We start from the raw sequence: 14,614 nt of genomic DNA, 5'->3' as shown, positions 1-14,614 counted from the left end.
GTGCCGAGACTGGGCGCCTTCGAGCAGAAGCACCCGCAGGTGGACGTCTGGCTGTCGGCGGGCCTCGAGCTCGTGGACCTCACCGCCGGAGAGGTCGACCTCGCCATCCGCTACGGCGGCGGCCGCTATCCGGGCCTGGAGGTCACCCGTCTGCTGGGCGAAAGCGTGATCCCGGTGATCAGCCCCGCCCTGCTGGCGGAGACACCGCTCTCCTCCCCCGATGACCTGAAGAACCACGTCCTGCTGCACGACGGCTCGCCCGATCCGGACGACAGCTGCCCCGACTGGCCCATGTGGCTGGCGGCGCGGGGCCTGAAGAACATCGACGGCATGCGCGGCCCGCGGTTCAACCAGTCGAGCCTGGTGATCGAGGCGGCCGTGAACGGGCGCGGCGTGGCGCTCGCCAAGCGCACCATCGCCCAGGCCGACCTGGAGGCGGGCCGGCTCGTCGCCCCGCTGCAGATCGCCACCGCCGTGGACTTCGCCTACTACCTCGTCCACCCCAAGGCGAAGGGCCGGCTGCCGCAGGTGAAGGCCTTCATCAGCTGGATCGAGGCCGAGGCGCAGGCGCACGAGGCCGCCATGGCGGCCATCGACAACGGCGCGGGCATCTAGGCCGGGCTAGGCGCGGGCGGCCTGGTAGGCGGCGATCTCGGCCACAGCGGCCTCCAGGGCGTCACGGACGGCCGGCAGGTCTTCAGGCGCGCCGAACTCCGCCTTTTCGCACGCGTCGCCGAGCGCGTTGGCGCCCACGCCCCGGGCGGCGCCCTTGATGGTGTGGACCACGTTGCGCCACTCGGGGTCTTCGGGCCTGAGCGTCGCGGCCCAGTTCTCGGCCTGTTGGCGGAACAGGTCCAGCACCTCGCAGACGATGGCCGCGTCACCGGACACGAAGGACTCCAGGTATCCGAAGTCCACCACTCCGTCCGCTCGCTGGCCCACGCGCCACCTCATCGCCCATGCTTGGGGCATGCCTACGCCCGCAGCCTTAAGCGGCGATGAAAGCCCCGCCGTTTGCGCGCGCGAGGCCTTGCCAAGGCGGGGGCAACCGACTAGATGGGTCCCCTCCCGGAGCCGGGGCGGCCGAAACGCCGGTCCAAACGCTCCCGGGGAGCCGGAAAGCTCAAGGCTTTCAACGGCATGGGTGTATAGCTCAGTTGGTAGAGCAGCTGACTCTTAATCAGCGGGTCCAAGGTTCGAATCCTTGTACACCCACCATCGTTCCGCGACAGGCCCTGGCCCGGTAAACCCGGCGGACGGACGCCTCCGGGCTCCCGTTCCCCGTGAGCCCTGGCAGACGACCGGAGCGGCCTTCCCATCCGGTGGCGCTTCTCGACGCTGCGAGACCGGCCGGCCCGCGGGTCCGGCCCGAGGCCCAGGCTGCCGACCCCAGGCCGATTGAACCGAACCGGGCGCGGCGCGTAAGGGGCGGGTCCTCCCGGAGCGGCGCCTTGTTCGAGTTCTCCAGCTATCACGTGCTGCTCGCCGCACTCGGGGTGGCGATTATCCTGGCCTATTGGCTTCCGAGGTTCTTCTCCGGACGGGAGCCGGCAGCCTCGGCCCTGCTTATCGGGCTGGGCTTTCTCGTCTTCGGCTGGATTCCCGGCATGCCCGAGGCGATCAGCCCGGTAGGCTCGCCCAAGGTCTGGGAGGTGGTCAGCGAGCTCTGCGTGATCATCGGCCTGTTCGGCGTCGGCCTGCGCATCGACCGGATCCTCGACCGGGAGCTCTGGACGCCCACCGTGCGACTGCTCGTCCTTGCCATGCCGCTGACCATCCTGTCACTGGCGCTGGTCGGCTGGGCGTGGGCGGGGCTGGGCCTGGCCGGAGCGCTGCTGCTGGGCGCGGTGCTTTCGCCCACCGACCCGGTCCTGGCCGGCGAGGTGCAGGTGGGCCGGCCGGCTGAAGGGGGCGAGCATCCGGTGCGCTTCACCCTCACCACGGAGGCCGGCCTGAACGACGGCCTGGCCTTTCCATTCGTGCACCTGGCCCTGGCGATCGCGGCGGCCGGGACCCTGACGTTCGGCATGGCGGGCGAGTGGCTGTGGCGGGACCTGCTCTTCCGGATCGTCGTGGGCGCCGGTTGCGGCGTGGCGATCGGTTGGCTGCTGGGCCAGATCCTGTTCCGCATCCCCCGCGGCAACGCCCTGGCCGAGGCCCAGTCGGGCGTCTTCGCCCTGGCCGGGGTGTTCGTCGCCTATGGCGTGACCGAACTGGCGGAAGGCTACGGCTTCATCGCCGCCTTCGTCTCGGGGCTGGTCCTGCGGCGGACCCAGCCCGACCACGCCTGCCACGTGCGCCTGCACGACTTTTCGGAGACCATCGAGCACGCCCTTACCGCCATGCTGCTCCTCGGCCTGGGCGCCGCCCTGCCCGCGGTGCTGACGGCGCTGGACCTCGCCGCGGCGCTCGTGGCCGCGGCCCTGATCTTCGTGATCCGGCCTTTAGTGGGCTGGCTCAGCCTTTCGCGGACGGTGTTGTCCGGCGGCCGGCGCGCCGTCGTGGCCTTCTACGGGGTCCGCGGGGTGGGCTCGATCTACTACCTGAGCTACGCCGGCTCGCACGCCGACCTGCCGGAGGAAGCGCGCCTCTGGGCGGTGGTTGCCTTCGCGATCCTGCTTTCCACGGTCCTGCACGGGTTCACCGCGGCCCTCGCGGTCGAGGAGGCCACGGGCGAGAAGCAGGCCTGACGCGGGTCTGCGCGCGCAACACTTCGCGGGCCGAGTCTGCAGCCTGCGGAGGAACTTGCCGGCAGATCCGATGTTCCTATCCTTGTCGGAAATTTCTGGACTGGGAGCGGCGTCCATGAACAGCACGCGGCAACTCTGGACCTGGCTGACGGCACTCCTCGTCGCCTCTTTCGCCGTCCTCCTCTGGGTGGGACGCGAGATCGAGGTCGCCGCGCCGCCTGTGCCCGAACGGGTTGTGACGGAATCCGGGCAGACACTCTACACCCGCGCCGACATCGAGCACGGGCGCCGCGTCTGGCAGTCGATCGGCGGCATGCAGCTGGGCTCGATCTGGGGCCACGGCGGCTATGTGGCGCCTGACTGGAGCGCGGACTTCCTGCACCGCGAGGCCGTGACCCTGCTCGACGTGTGGGCGGTCCAGGACTTCGGCGCCGCGAACTTCGCCGCCCTGGCGCCCGAACAGCAGGGAGCGCTGGAGAGCCGCCTGAAGACGCGCATGCGGGGCAACCGGTACGACCCGCAGACGGGCGTTCTGACGATGTCGGACGAGCGGGCTGCAGCCGTGCGCGCGGTGGCGGCCCACTACACGAGCCTGTTCGGCGACGACCCGGCCACTGCGGAGCTGCGCGAGCACTATGCGATGAAGAACGGGACGGTCGCCGCCGAGGCCGACCGTCGCGCGCTGCCCGCCTTCTTCTGGTGGACCGCCTGGGCGGCCGCCACCGAGCGGCCCGGGAGCGAGATCACCTACACCAACAACTGGCCCAGCGAGCCGCTGATCGGCAACCGGCCGCCGGCCAGCACCTTCCTGTGGTCAGCGTTCAGCGTCACCTTCCTGCTGGCCGGCATCGGCCTCCTGGGCTGGCACCACGCCCGCACCCACGCCCGCGATCCCGAGCCGCATAGTCTGCCGGCGACCGACCCCATGCGGACCATCCTGGTCACGCCGTCGATGGCGGCCACGGCCAAGTACTTCTGGGTCCTGCTGGCCCTGTTCCTCGTGCAGATCCTCCTGGGGGCGCTGACGGCCCACTACCAGGTCGAAGGCCAGCTCGTTTACGGCTACGAGATGGCCAGCCTGTTCCCGTACTCGATCACGCGGACGTGGCACACGCAGCTGGCGGTCCTGTGGATCGCAACAGCCTGGCTGGGCACCGGCCTCTACATGGCTCCCGCGATCTCGGGACACGAGCCGCGGTTCCAGCGGCTGGGGGTCAACGTCCTGTGGGCCTGCCTGCTGGTCATCGTGGTGGGCTCGTTCGCCGGCCAGTGGCTGGCGGTGATGCAGCGCCTGGGCCTGGAGAACAACTTCTGGTTCGGCCACCAAGGCTGGGAATACGCCGACATGGGCCGCTTCTGGCAGTGGTTCCTGTTCATCGGCCTCATCCTCTGGCTGGTCCTGGTGGGACGGGCGCTCGCGCCGGCGATCCGCGCGCGAACGGAATCGCGGTCGATCCTGGTGCTGTTCTTCCTTTCCGCAGTGGCCATCGGCCTGTTCTACGGCGCGGCCCTGATGTGGCGGGAGAACACCCACATCTCGATCGTCGAATACTGGCGCTGGTGGCTGGTGCATCTGTGGGTGGAGGGCTTCTTCGAGGTCTTCGCCACCGCGGTCATCGCCTTCCTGTTCACCCGCCTGGGGCTGATTCCCATCCGCACCGCCACTGTGGCCGTCCTGTTCGCGACCATCGTGTTCATGGCGGGCGGGGTTCTGGGCACGCTCCACCACCTCTACTTTTCGGGCACGCCCACGCCGGTGCTCGCGCTCGGAGCCAGCTTCTCGGCCCTCGAAGTCGTGCCGCTCGCCTACATCGGCTTCGAGGCCTACGAGCAGTGGCGCCTGTCGGGCGCGACGCCTTGGATGCGGCGCTACAAGTGGCCGGTGATGTTCTTCCTCGCGGTCGCCTTCTGGAACCTGGTGGGCGCCGGCCTGTTCGGCTTCCTCATCAACCCGCCGCTGTCGCTGTATTACATGCAGGGCCTCAACCTGACCCCGCTGCACGGCCACACCGCCCTGTTCGGCGTCTACGGCATGCTCGGCATCGGCCTCGTCCTCTTCTGCCTGCGCGGCATGAAGCCGGACCTCTGGTGGGACGAGCGCATCCTCAAGGTGAGCTTCTGGAGCTTCAACATCGGCCTGGCCCTGATGGCCGCCCTGACCCTGCTGCCGCTCGGCACCCTTCAGCTTCTTGCGGCGATCAACAACGGCTACTGGTACGCGCGCTCGGCGGAGTTCATGCAGCAGCCCATCGTGGACCTGCTCGTCTGGATGCGCGTGCCCGGGGACGTGATCTTCAGCATCGGGGCCCTGGCGCTGACGCTGTTCGTCGTCGGCCTCTGGGTGCGACCGCGCCGGGAAGCCGACCTCGTGGGCGAGGAGCAGCCCTACCGTCCCGACGGCACGCGCCCGGGCGAGGCGGCGACCCCCACGCGCTGAGGAGCCGGCCTTGGAGCCCTTCTACCCGGCCATTCGCCAGGTCCACATCTTCACGGCCCTGGCGAGCGGCGCCCTGTTCCTGATCCGCGGGGCAGGACTGCACCTGCTCCGCGCGCCGTGGCCGCTGGCGGCGCCGATCCGCTACCTCAGCTGGACCATCGACACGGTGCTGCTCACCGCGGCGCTGATGCTGATGACCATCGTACGGCAGTACCCTGGCGCCGACGCCTGGCTGACGGTGAAGGTCGGCCTCGTGGTCGTCTACGTCGTTCTGGGCTACCTGGCGTTCGAACGGGCGCGGCCCCGCCGGGCGGCGCTCGCCCTGTGGCTGCTGGCGCTCCTGGTGTTCGGCTACATCTACACCGTCGCGCGCGCGCATCACCCGCTGGGGCTGTTCGCGGGCTGAGGTCTCCGGAGACGGTCAGGCCGGCTGCAGCGCGTCCTCATGCAGGCGCTGGAGGCGCTCCACCTCGGCGGCCGAGCCCAGCATCACCGAGACCCGCTGGTGCAGCGAGGTGGGCCTGGCGTCGAGCGTCGGGCCGAAGCCGTCGTAGGCCGCCCCGCCGGCTTGCTCGATGACCATGGCCATGGGGTTGGCCTCGTACATCAGCCGCAGCTTCCCGGCCCGGTTCGGCTCGCGCGCGTCCCAGGGATAGAGGAAGACGCCGCCGCGCATGACGATGCGGTGGACGTCGGCGACCATCGAGGCCACCCAGCGCATGTTGAAGTTCTTGCCGCGGGCCCCGGTCTCCCCCGCCAGGCAGTCGTCGATGTAGCGACGCACGGGCGGGGCCCAGTGGCGCATGTTCGACGCGTTGATGGCGAACTCCTTGGTCTCGCGGGGGATGGCCACGCTCTCGATCACCTGCAGCCACTGGTCGGTCTTGGGATCCAGGGTGAAGGCGGTGACGCCGCGGCCGAAGGTCATGACCAAGGTGGTCTGGGGCCCGTAGACCACATAGCCGGCGGCCGCCTGGTTGCGGCCCGGCTGCAGGAAGTCGGCTTCGGTGACGTCGCGCGGCGCCTCGGCGCTGACCGGCAGGACCGAGAAGATAGTGCCGATGGAGACGTTGACGTCGATGTTGCTGGATCCATCGAGCGGGTCGAAGAGCAGGAGGTAGCGCGCCTCCCCGGTCACCGGGCGGACGGGATGGACCGTGTCCATCTCCTCGGAGGCCATGCCGGCCAGGGCCGGCGCCGTGGCGCAGGCCTCGAGCAGGATGTCGTTGGAGATGACGTCGAGCTTCTTCTGGACCTCGCCCTGGACGTTCTCGCTCTCCAGGGCGCCCAGCACCTCGCCGGCCGCGCCGCGACGCACCAGAGCGCTGATCTCCGCGCAGGCGTCGGCCACTGTGCCGATCAGCTGAGCCAGGCCCGGCTCCGCGGCGCCGTCGGCGAGAAATTGGTCGAGCGTCACCGGCATCGTTCCCCCATGCGTACAGGCTGCGAATCCCCAGCCGGCCGCAGCTTCCGGCGATCAGCTCAACGGAAGCGTCGCCGTCAAGGTTCCCTTGCAGATTCCGAGGGGAGCTGGCGCCGCCACCAGGCGTGGAACAGCTCGGGCCAGGCGGCCGCAGGCTTGCCCGCCGCGCCCCGGATCCCGAAGCCGTGGCCGCCCTCCTGGAAGTAGTGGGCTTCGACCGGGACCCTGGCTCTCCGCAGGGCGGTCTGGAAGGCGAGGCTGTGGTCGATGGGCACGGACACGTCGTCGGCGGCGTGGACGAGGAAGATCGGCGGGACCTGCGGGCCTGCGCGGGTCTCCAGCGAATAGGCGCTCACCTGGGCCTCCGACGGCGTCGGGCCCAGCAGGTTGCGGCGGGACTCGGCGTGGGTGATGGCCTCGCGCATCGAGATCACCGGATAGATGAGGCCCACGGCGTCCGGCCGCGCCGGCAGGCGGTCGGCGGCGTCGAGAGGCGCATAGGTCGCTTCGGCGTGGCGCGTCGCGAGCATGGCGGTCGCGTGGCCGCCGGCCGAGAAGCCCACCGCCGCCACCTGGCCCTGGGTCTGCGCACGCACCAGGCGCATGGCCCGCTGGGCGTCCTGCAGCGCCGCGTCGGGCCCGGCCGCCCAGCCGTCGGCCGGCAGGCGGTAGAACAGCACGTAGGCCGTGACCCCGCGCCGGGCGAGGAACCGGCCGAGCTCGAAGCCCTCCTTGTCGACCACAACCCGGGCGTAGGCCCCGCCGGGCGCGAGCAGGGCCGCGTCGCCCGTCGGCCGCTCGGGCCGGAAGACCCGCAGGACCGGCCGGGTGACGTTGAACACCGCCCGGTCGCCGGGCTGGCCGGGCCGGGCTCGCTCGACCGTGCGCTCCGCGAGGCCGGGCCTGACGCCGCCGGGCGGGCCCGCGGGCCAGAGCACGATCGTCTCGGCTGGGTCGGCCGACTGTGCGGCTGCGGCGGCGGGCGCGGCGGCCAGGGCGCCGGCGAGGACGCTGCGGCGGTCGAGGTCCATGGGTTCTCCTTGGCCTATTGCTACCGGTGTCATAGCTTTCCGGAAAGGGAGGAACAGCATGGGCGGGACAAGCCGGCGGGTGGTGCTGGGCGGCGCGGCCGCCGGGATGGGTGTGATGGCGGCGAGCGGCGCCTGGGGCGCGGATCATCCCGTCGCCCGGACCAGCGCCGGCCGCGTCCGGGGCTATCTCGACGGCGGCGTCACGGTGTTCCGGGGCGTGCGCTACGGCGCCGACACCGGCCCCCGCCGCTTCCAGCCCCCTGTCCCGCCCGCGCCGTGGCGGGGTGTCGCCGACGCCCAGGCCTACGGCCCCGCCTGCCCGCAGCCGGGGCGCGAGGCGAACCAGGGCGAGGACTGCCTGTTCCTGAACGTCTGGACGCCCGGCCTCGACGCGGCGCGGCGGCCGGTGATGGTCTATTTCCACGGCGGGGCCTATTCGACCGGCTCCGGCTCCAGCCCCCTGTACGACGGCGCCCGGCTGGCGCGGCGGGGCGACGTGGTCGTGGTGACCGTGAACCACCGGCTGAACGCCTTCGGCTACGCCTATCTGGCGCGGCTGGTCCCGGACCTCGCCGACTCCGGCAACGCCGGCCAGCTCGACCTCATCCTGGCCCTGCGCTGGGTGCGCGACAACATCGCGGGCTTAGGAGGCGATCCGTCCCGCGTCCTGGTGTTCGGCCAGTCGGGCGGCGGCGCCAAGATCGCCACCCTGATGGCCACGCCCGCGGCGGCCGGCCTCTTCCACCGCGCCGCCACCATGAGCGGCCAGCAGGTCACCGCCTCGGGCCCGCTGAACGCCCACCAGCGCACGCTGGCGTTCCTGGACGCGCTGAAGCTGAAGCCCGAGCAGGCTGCGGCGCTCCGCACCCTGCCCGCCCAGCGGCTGGTGGAGGCGCAGGCCGCGCGCGACCCGATCCTGCCGTTCGGCGGCGTCTACTTCGGCCCGGTGCTCGACGAGCGCAGCCTCAGGCGCCACCCCTTCTATCCGGACGCCCCGCCCCAGTCGGCGCGCATCCCGATGATCATCGGCAACACCCACGACGAGACCCGCGCCTTCCTGGGGAACGACGAAACCAACTTCACCGTCGGCTGGGACGGGCTGGCCGCCAAGCTGATCCCCAACATGCGCGTGGACATCTCGCCGGAGCTGGTGATCGCCGAGTACCGGCGGCTCTATCCGCACTACAGCCCCAGCGACGTCCTGTTCGCCGCCACGACGGCGTCGCGCTCCTGGCGAGGTGCGATCATCGAGGCCGAGCTGCGGGCCCTGCAGGGCTCGCCCGCCTACGTCTACCAGCTCGACTTCCGCTCGCCGGACGAGGGCGGCCGGCTGGGCGCCTTCCACACCTTGGACATTCCGCTGGTGTTCGACAACGTGGCCGCCCCGCGAGCGCGGACCGGCGACGGGCCGGACGCGCGACGGACGGCGGCCGCCATGAGCGGGGCTTTCATCGCCCTCGCGCACACGGGCGACCCGAACCATGCCGCCCTGCCGCGGTGGGAGCCCTACACCCTGCCCCGCCGGCAGACGATGATCTTTGACGGCCGGCCCAGGATGGCCGACGATCCGCGCGGGGCGGAGCGCGCCCTCTTCGCCAAGGTGCCCTATGTGCAGCCCGGAACCTGACGGCGGGGCATGGGTTGCCCGGACATGAGCGCCCACGCCCCCCTGCCCATCACCTATTTCTCCGACCTGCTCTGCATCTATGCCTACGCGAGCGAGATCCGCCTCGCCAAGCTCGCGGAGGCGCATGGCGCGCGGATCCGCGTGCAGCGACGGTTCTGCGTCACCTTCGGCGATACGGAAGCCAAGATCGGCGAGGGCTGGAAGGACAAGGGCGGCTGGGAGGGTTTCGCCGACCATGTGCAGGAGGTCGCCGCGGGATTCCCGCACCTCGAGGTGGCCCAGGCGATCTGGCGCGACGTGCGGCCCGCCAGCTCGCATGCCCCACACCTGTTCCTGAAGGCGGTGGAGCTGGCCTGCGGCCGAGAGGACTACGAGACGGCGACGCTCGCCCTGCGCGACGCCTTCTTCACCGAGGCCCGGGACATCTCGCGCGGGGAGGTGCAGCGCTCCATCGCGCGGGCGGCAGGCGTCGACGTGGGCGCCGCCGAGGCCCGGATCGAGGATGGAACGGCCTTCGCCGCCCTGGCCGGCGACTACGAGGCGGCGGAGGCCCAGAAGGTCCAGGGCAGCCCGACCTTCGTCTTCCCTGAGGGCCGGCAGAAGCTCTACGGCAACGTCGGCTTCCGGATCATTGAGGCCAATGTGGCCGAGCTTCTCCGCGCCCGCGATCCCGACGAACCGGCCTGGTGCTGAGTCGCGGGCTCGCGCCCTGACGAAGGCGAAATCGGACGCAGAAGCGTCTCGTCCAGATCAGGATCAGAAAATTGTGAACCTCGTCGGGCCGATATCACGACGACCATTCCCTATATGTAGAGCCTCAACTTCAGGCACGCCCTTGGACAACCGGCCGCCACCTCGGATGCCGGCCATGCTGTCTGTTGCACAACCTGAAAGAAAGGCTCTCCCACTTGCACTATTCAAACCCGCGCCGCCATCATTCCGCGTCCTTCTCCCGCCGCCGTTATGACCCCAGGACCCGGGCCGGACTGGTCATGGCGCCGGGGATGGACTACGCGGGCCTTGGCGATGCGGAGAGCCTCTTCATGGAGGAAGGCGTCGCCCTGGCGCCGATGAGCTGCAGCGAGGGCCGCGGCGGGCCTCACGCGGCCCTGACCATCCTGCCGACGGCCACCGTCCAGGACGTGGAGGACGGCGCCCTCGCCGGACTCGTGGCGCCCGGCGGGCATGGCGGCGACGACAACGCCGCCGCGGCCACGTTCGACAAGCTGATCAACGCCGCCCACGCCGAGGAACTGCCGGTCATGGCGTTCGGCGACGCCGTCCCCCGCGCCCTGGAAAGCCTCGGGTTCGAACCCCCGACCGACGCTCCGCCGGCGATCCTGCTGCACGACGGCGTGCGAATCCTCGAGAGCGCCGACGACGTCCGCGACGCTATCGCCGCCTTCCACGCGCCGAGCCGGGCAGCCGCCTAGGCGCGGGCCAGCTCGGCGTCGGCGCGGAGCAGGCCGTCGAAATAGGCGATGGTCCTCTTCAACCCGTCGTCCAGGGCGATGGTCGGCGCCCACCCGAGCACCTCCCTGGCCTTGGCGATGTCGGGCTGCCGCTGCTGGGGGTCGTCCTGCGGCAGCGGCCGGAACTCGATCTGCGACTTCGAGCCGGTGAGCGCCACGACCTTCTCGGCGAGCTCGCGGATCGTGAACTCGCCCGGGTTGCCGAGGTTGATCGGCCCGGTGACGTCGTCGCCGGTGGCCATGAAGCGCAGGAAGGCCTCCACCAGGTCGTCGACGTAGCAGAACGAGCGGGTCTGGCTGCCCTCGCCGTAGAGGGTGATCGGCTCGCCCTTCAGCGCCTGGACGACGAAGTTCGAGACCACCCGTCCGTCGTTCGGGTGCATGCGCGGCCCGTAGGTGTTGAAGATCCGCGCGACCTTGATGCGCAGGTTGTGCTGACGGCGGTAGTCGAAGAACAGGGTCTCGGCGCAGCGCTTGCCTTCGTCGTAGCAGGAGCGGAACCCGATCGGATTGACGTTGCCCCAGTATTCCTCCGGCTGCGGGTGGACCGTCGGATCCCCGTAGACCTCACTGGTCGAGGCCTGGAAGATCTTCGCCCGCCGGCGCTTGGCCAGGCCCAGCATGTTGATCGCGCCGTGGACGCTCGTCTTGGTCGTCTGGACGGGGTCGTACTGGTAGTGGATCGGGCTCGCCGGGCAGGCCAGGTTGTAGATCTCGTCGACCTCCACGAAGAGCGGGAAGGTCACGTCGTGCCGCATCAACTCGAAGTTCGAGTTCTCCAGCAGGTGCGCCACGTTGCGGCGCGCCCCGGTGTAGAAGTTGTCGACGCATAGGACCTCGTGGCCCTGGGCGAGCAGGCGCTCGCAAAGGTGCGAGCCGATGAAGCCGGCGCCGCCGGTGACCAGGATGCGCTTCACGAATTCCCCCTCAAGCGTTCGCGGCGGCCCCGCCGAGCACCCTCGGATCCTCCAGGCTCGACGTGTCGAAGCCGTGGAACAGGGAGAGGAACCGGAACGGATGCTCCTGATAGCTCGGATACATCACGTTGTTGATGTCCGAGGCGGTGTCGAAATAGGCGATGTTCGGCGCCTCGCCGTGGGCCTGCAGGTGGTGGCGCGCGTGGATCAGGGCCACCTGGTCGATCCAGCGGGTGACCTCCGCGCCGGCCAGCTTGTCGTCGAGATAGGCCTTCAGGCATCGCAGCAGGACGTCGGCGTCGGCCGTGGGATAGGCCAGCAGCAGGTTGGCGGTGAGCCGGGATCCCGCGTTGAAGCTGACGCCGTTCTCGTTGAACACCACGTCGGCGCCCTCGCAGCGCGCCAGCAGGTCGGCGACGCCGCGCTGGAGCAGGAGGTCGATGTCCGACACGAACACCGGCCGCTTGAGCTGCTTCAGGAGCGCGCCCAGCCGCTGGAAGCGCACGGACTGGAAATGGGCGATCGGCCTGGCCGCCTCGCCCTTCGGCGGTGCGTCGAAGGCGCGGCACGCGACGTCGCCGGCCTCGAAGCCGCAGCCGGCGAAGACCAGCCGGTCGTCCCGGATCCCGACCTTCTCGGCGGCGGCCGCGAGCGCCTCCCTGCCACCGATGACATGGACCACGATCAGACAAGGGACGTCGCAGTACTTCAGCACCGAGAGCGCATACCAGCGGGCGTAGAGCTCGACGTAATGCTCGTCGGCGGCGGCGAAGAAGACCACCTCCGCGCCGAGCTTCCTCGCATGCGCCGAGAGGCCCTTGGCGGTGAGCGCCTTGCCTGCCGAGGTCATGTACGCGACGTCGCCGGGAGCATCGGCCTCGGGCGTCGGCGCGAGGATGGCGTCGAGGTCGATGGACTCCAGCAGCACACGGTAGTGCTTCGCCCAGCCCTCCCACTCGGAACCCGGCTCGGCCGGAACGTCCAGCGCCAAGCCGGCGGCCACCAGGGTCCGGAGCTGGTCCTGGGACTCCGCGGTCAGCGGATGGCAGAGGATCAGGCTCGCCACGTCGTGGATGTCGCGCAGCCGCAGCAGCGGATGGCCGGCGTTCTGCGGGTCCAGCGCCGCGGCCATCCGGGCGCGGACCTCGGCGGCGACGCCCTCTTCCGCTACCGGCGCCGCGGGCGCTTCCGGCGTCGGCGCCGCGAGAACCGCCTGGGCCTGCACGTTGTCGGGCTCGAGCGCGATCAGCGCGCGGGCGTAGCGCTCGGCCTCCTCGGTACGGCCGAGCACCTGGTTGCACTGGAGGGCCGCGGCCAGCATGCCGGTGGCGGTGGGCAGCAGGCGGGCCAGCGCCGCGGCGTACTTCTCCGCCTCGGCGACCTGGCCGGTCCCGGCCAGGGCGTTGTACTTGGCGATGGCCGCGGTGGACTGCTCGCGGATTTCGCTGGCGATCGGCCCCGGCCCGCCGTGCAGCGCCTGCAGGGTTGCCAGGGTCTCCAGGGCCTCAAGGGTCCGGCCGCGGGCTCCGAACGCCGTCGCCAGCGCCCTCAGCGCCTCAGGATCCTCAGGCCGGAGCGCGGCGATGTGCTCCCACAGCGTCAGGGCGTCCTCGACCCGGCCCTCGCCGCGCAGGCGTCTGGCCAAGGCCGCGAGCTTGTCGGTGTCGACCGCCTGGGGCGCCGGGGAGAGCTGCAGGTTCATGGCCGATCGAAGAACTGGCCGTACATGCCGACCACGTGGTTCCGCGTCGGGCCGAGGTAGTCGCCGTTCATGGGCGTGAAGCTGATCGCGCCCCGCCACATCATCTGGAACTCGAACCGCTCGGGCGCGGACGGCCAGTTCGGCTCCGACCCCAGCGCCATGTGCTCCAGGAGCGGGATCTTCGGCGCCAGGATCAGGTCCTCGCCCATGTTGTCGAGCACCCAGCGGTGATGGATGAAGCCGCGATACGGCCCTTCGGGGCGGAGGCTCTCCAGGTAGCGCGACGGCACGGCGATATACCCCGCCTCGGCGATGCGCGGCAGCATCTCCAGCGTCATGGCCGGATAGGCCAGGTCCTCGAGCGTGTGCGAGCAGATGCAGTAGGAGAAGCGCCCGTGCTTGGCCACGTGGCGCAGCACGCCGTCGAAGCTGCGGCTGTCGTTGAGATTGCCGGTGAAGTGCAGCGGAGCCACGCCGCACTCGCTCATGTCGAAGGTGGCGTCCAGCACCTCGGCCGACCACGGGTTCGCCGCCGCGCCGATGTCGATGACCGTGAAATCCGGGCACTTCGCCTTCTGAGCGCGCAGCCAGTCCATCAGCGGGCCGTGGCCGTGCAGCGGGCCATAGGCGTAGTTCTGGCTCGGCCGCTTCACCACCCGTTCGAACAGGAAGTCCATCTGCAGGATGTTGCCGTCGTGCACGCCCTTCAGGCGGTGCACCTCGGTGATGTCGGCGCAACGGAAGCCCATGGCGTTGAGCTGGGCGAACACCGCCTCGGCCCTCGCGCCGCCGGCGTTGAACTCCACCATGGAGACTTCCAGCAGGATGTAGTCGGCGTGGCGCAGCACGGTCTGCCCACCCTGCAGGACGTCCAGTTCCGAGCCCTGGGTGTCGATCTTCACGAAGTCGAAGCGGCGGCCGGCGAAGACGTCGTCGAGGCGCACCTTCGGCACCTCCTGCTTCATCACCACCTCGTCGCGAAAGAAGGCGGTGTTCTCCCGGTAGAGCGACGTTCCGGTGGACTGCAGCCACTCCTTGGTCATGAACAGCTCGGCGACGCCCGCCTCGTTGGAGGCGGCCACCGCCAGCCGCTCGGCCGGGAGCTTCTCGAGCTCCTCCTGGCAGAACGGATTGGGCTCGATGAGCGTCGGGGCGCAGTCCGGGAACACCTCCAGGAACCCCCGCGTGAAGGAGCCCACATGGGCCCCCACGTCGAGCAGAGTGCGGGGCGAATAGCCCTGGAACCGCAGACCTTCGAGAGTGGACCTGTTCATCTAATTCCTTGCCTGGTCAGTCGGTTCTGCAGGTGTCTTGA

At 70.4% G+C, this 14,614-nt stretch carries 13 protein-coding genes and 1 tRNA gene; 8 read left to right on the top strand and 6 right to left on the bottom strand.

Annotated elements, in window-relative coordinates; translation table 11 throughout:
• Positions 1–615 (top strand): LysR substrate-binding domain-containing protein (locus V7Z97_RS09560; RefSeq protein ID WP_334163058.1); only part of this gene is annotated, 615 nt, incomplete at its 5' end.
• Positions 616–621: 6 nt separating this feature from the next.
• Here V7Z97_RS09560 and V7Z97_RS09555 read toward each other — a convergent pair.
• A complete protein-coding gene (locus V7Z97_RS09555; RefSeq protein ID WP_334163056.1) occupies positions 622–942 on the bottom strand; it encodes an Hpt domain-containing protein in 321 nt (106 codons plus the stop codon).
• Positions 943–1,142: 200 nt separating this feature from the next.
• On the opposite strand from V7Z97_RS09555, the gene V7Z97_RS09550 reads away from it, so the two are divergent.
• The 4 genes from V7Z97_RS09550 to V7Z97_RS09535 all read left to right on the top strand — a co-directional run bounded on the left by V7Z97_RS09550 (position 1,143) and on the right by V7Z97_RS09535 (position 5,533).
• Positions 1,143–1,218 (top strand) — tRNA-Lys (locus V7Z97_RS09550).
• Between the two features lie 233 nt (positions 1,219–1,451).
• Complete coding sequence (locus V7Z97_RS09545; protein ID WP_334163055.1) at positions 1,452–2,690, top strand: cation:proton antiporter; 1,239 nt, start codon at positions 1,452–1,454, stop codon at positions 2,688–2,690.
• A gap of 115 nt (positions 2,691–2,805) precedes the next feature.
• On the top strand, positions 2,806–5,127 hold the full coding sequence (locus V7Z97_RS09540; protein WP_334163053.1) for a nitric-oxide reductase large subunit: 2,322 nt from the start codon (positions 2,806–2,808) through the stop codon (positions 5,125–5,127).
• A gap of 10 nt (positions 5,128–5,137) precedes the next feature.
• On the top strand, positions 5,138–5,533 hold the full coding sequence (locus V7Z97_RS09535; protein WP_334163051.1) for a SirB2 family protein: 396 nt from the start codon (positions 5,138–5,140) through the stop codon (positions 5,531–5,533).
• Positions 5,534–5,548: 15 nt separating this feature from the next.
• Here the strand turns inward: V7Z97_RS09535 and V7Z97_RS09530 are convergent, their stop codons facing one another.
• Complete coding sequence (locus V7Z97_RS09530; RefSeq protein WP_334163048.1) at positions 5,549–6,550, bottom strand: class 1 fructose-bisphosphatase; 1,002 nt, start codon at positions 6,548–6,550, stop codon at positions 5,549–5,551.
• Between the two features lie 77 nt (positions 6,551–6,627).
• Complete coding sequence (locus V7Z97_RS09525) at positions 6,628–7,581, bottom strand: alpha/beta hydrolase (protein WP_334163046.1); 954 nt, start codon at positions 7,579–7,581, stop codon at positions 6,628–6,630.
• 58 nt (positions 7,582–7,639) lie between these two features.
• Between V7Z97_RS09525 and V7Z97_RS09520 the strand changes: the two genes are divergently transcribed.
• The 3 genes from V7Z97_RS09520 (at position 7,640) to V7Z97_RS09510 (ending at position 10,641) form a co-directional block, all read left to right on the top strand.
• Positions 7,640–9,208 carry a carboxylesterase/lipase family protein gene (locus V7Z97_RS09520; protein ID WP_334163045.1) on the top strand — a complete coding sequence of 523 codons (1,569 nt, stop codon included), beginning with the start codon at positions 7,640–7,642 and terminating at the stop codon, positions 9,206–9,208.
• A 24-nt stretch (positions 9,209–9,232) separates the two neighbouring features.
• A complete protein-coding gene (locus V7Z97_RS09515; RefSeq protein WP_334163044.1) occupies positions 9,233–9,901 on the top strand; it encodes a DsbA family oxidoreductase in 669 nt (222 codons plus the stop codon).
• 299 nt (positions 9,902–10,200) lie between these two features.
• Complete coding sequence (locus tag V7Z97_RS09510; RefSeq protein WP_334163043.1) at positions 10,201–10,641, top strand: hypothetical protein; 441 nt, start codon at positions 10,201–10,203, stop codon at positions 10,639–10,641.
• Here the strand turns inward: V7Z97_RS09510 and V7Z97_RS09505 are convergent.
• Genes V7Z97_RS09505 through V7Z97_RS09495 form a run of 3 tightly spaced genes read right to left on the bottom strand, consistent with a single transcriptional unit; the run spans position 10,638 to position 14,573 of the window.
• Complete coding sequence (locus V7Z97_RS09505) at positions 10,638–11,597, bottom strand: UDP-glucuronic acid decarboxylase family protein (RefSeq protein ID WP_334163041.1); 960 nt, start codon at positions 11,595–11,597, stop codon at positions 10,638–10,640. The two genes, V7Z97_RS09510 and V7Z97_RS09505, sit on opposite strands and share 4 nt — an antisense overlap.
• A gap of 10 nt (positions 11,598–11,607) precedes the next feature.
• On the bottom strand, positions 11,608–13,299 hold the full coding sequence (locus V7Z97_RS09500; RefSeq protein ID WP_334163039.1) for a hypothetical protein: 1,692 nt from the start codon (positions 13,297–13,299) through the stop codon (positions 11,608–11,610).
• On the bottom strand, positions 13,296–14,573 hold the full coding sequence (locus V7Z97_RS09495; RefSeq protein ID WP_334163038.1) for an FkbM family methyltransferase: 1,278 nt from the start codon (positions 14,571–14,573) through the stop codon (positions 13,296–13,298). The genes V7Z97_RS09500 and V7Z97_RS09495 overlap by 4 nt, the downstream gene beginning before the upstream one ends.
• Between the last annotated feature and the right edge of the window lie 41 nt (positions 14,574–14,614).

This window comes from Phenylobacterium sp. (assembly GCF_036821595.1).
Classification (GTDB): Bacteria; Pseudomonadota; Alphaproteobacteria; order Caulobacterales; family Caulobacteraceae; genus Phenylobacterium.
Note: the sequence above shows the minus strand (reverse complement) of the source record. Positions and strands in the feature narration are given on the sequence as shown.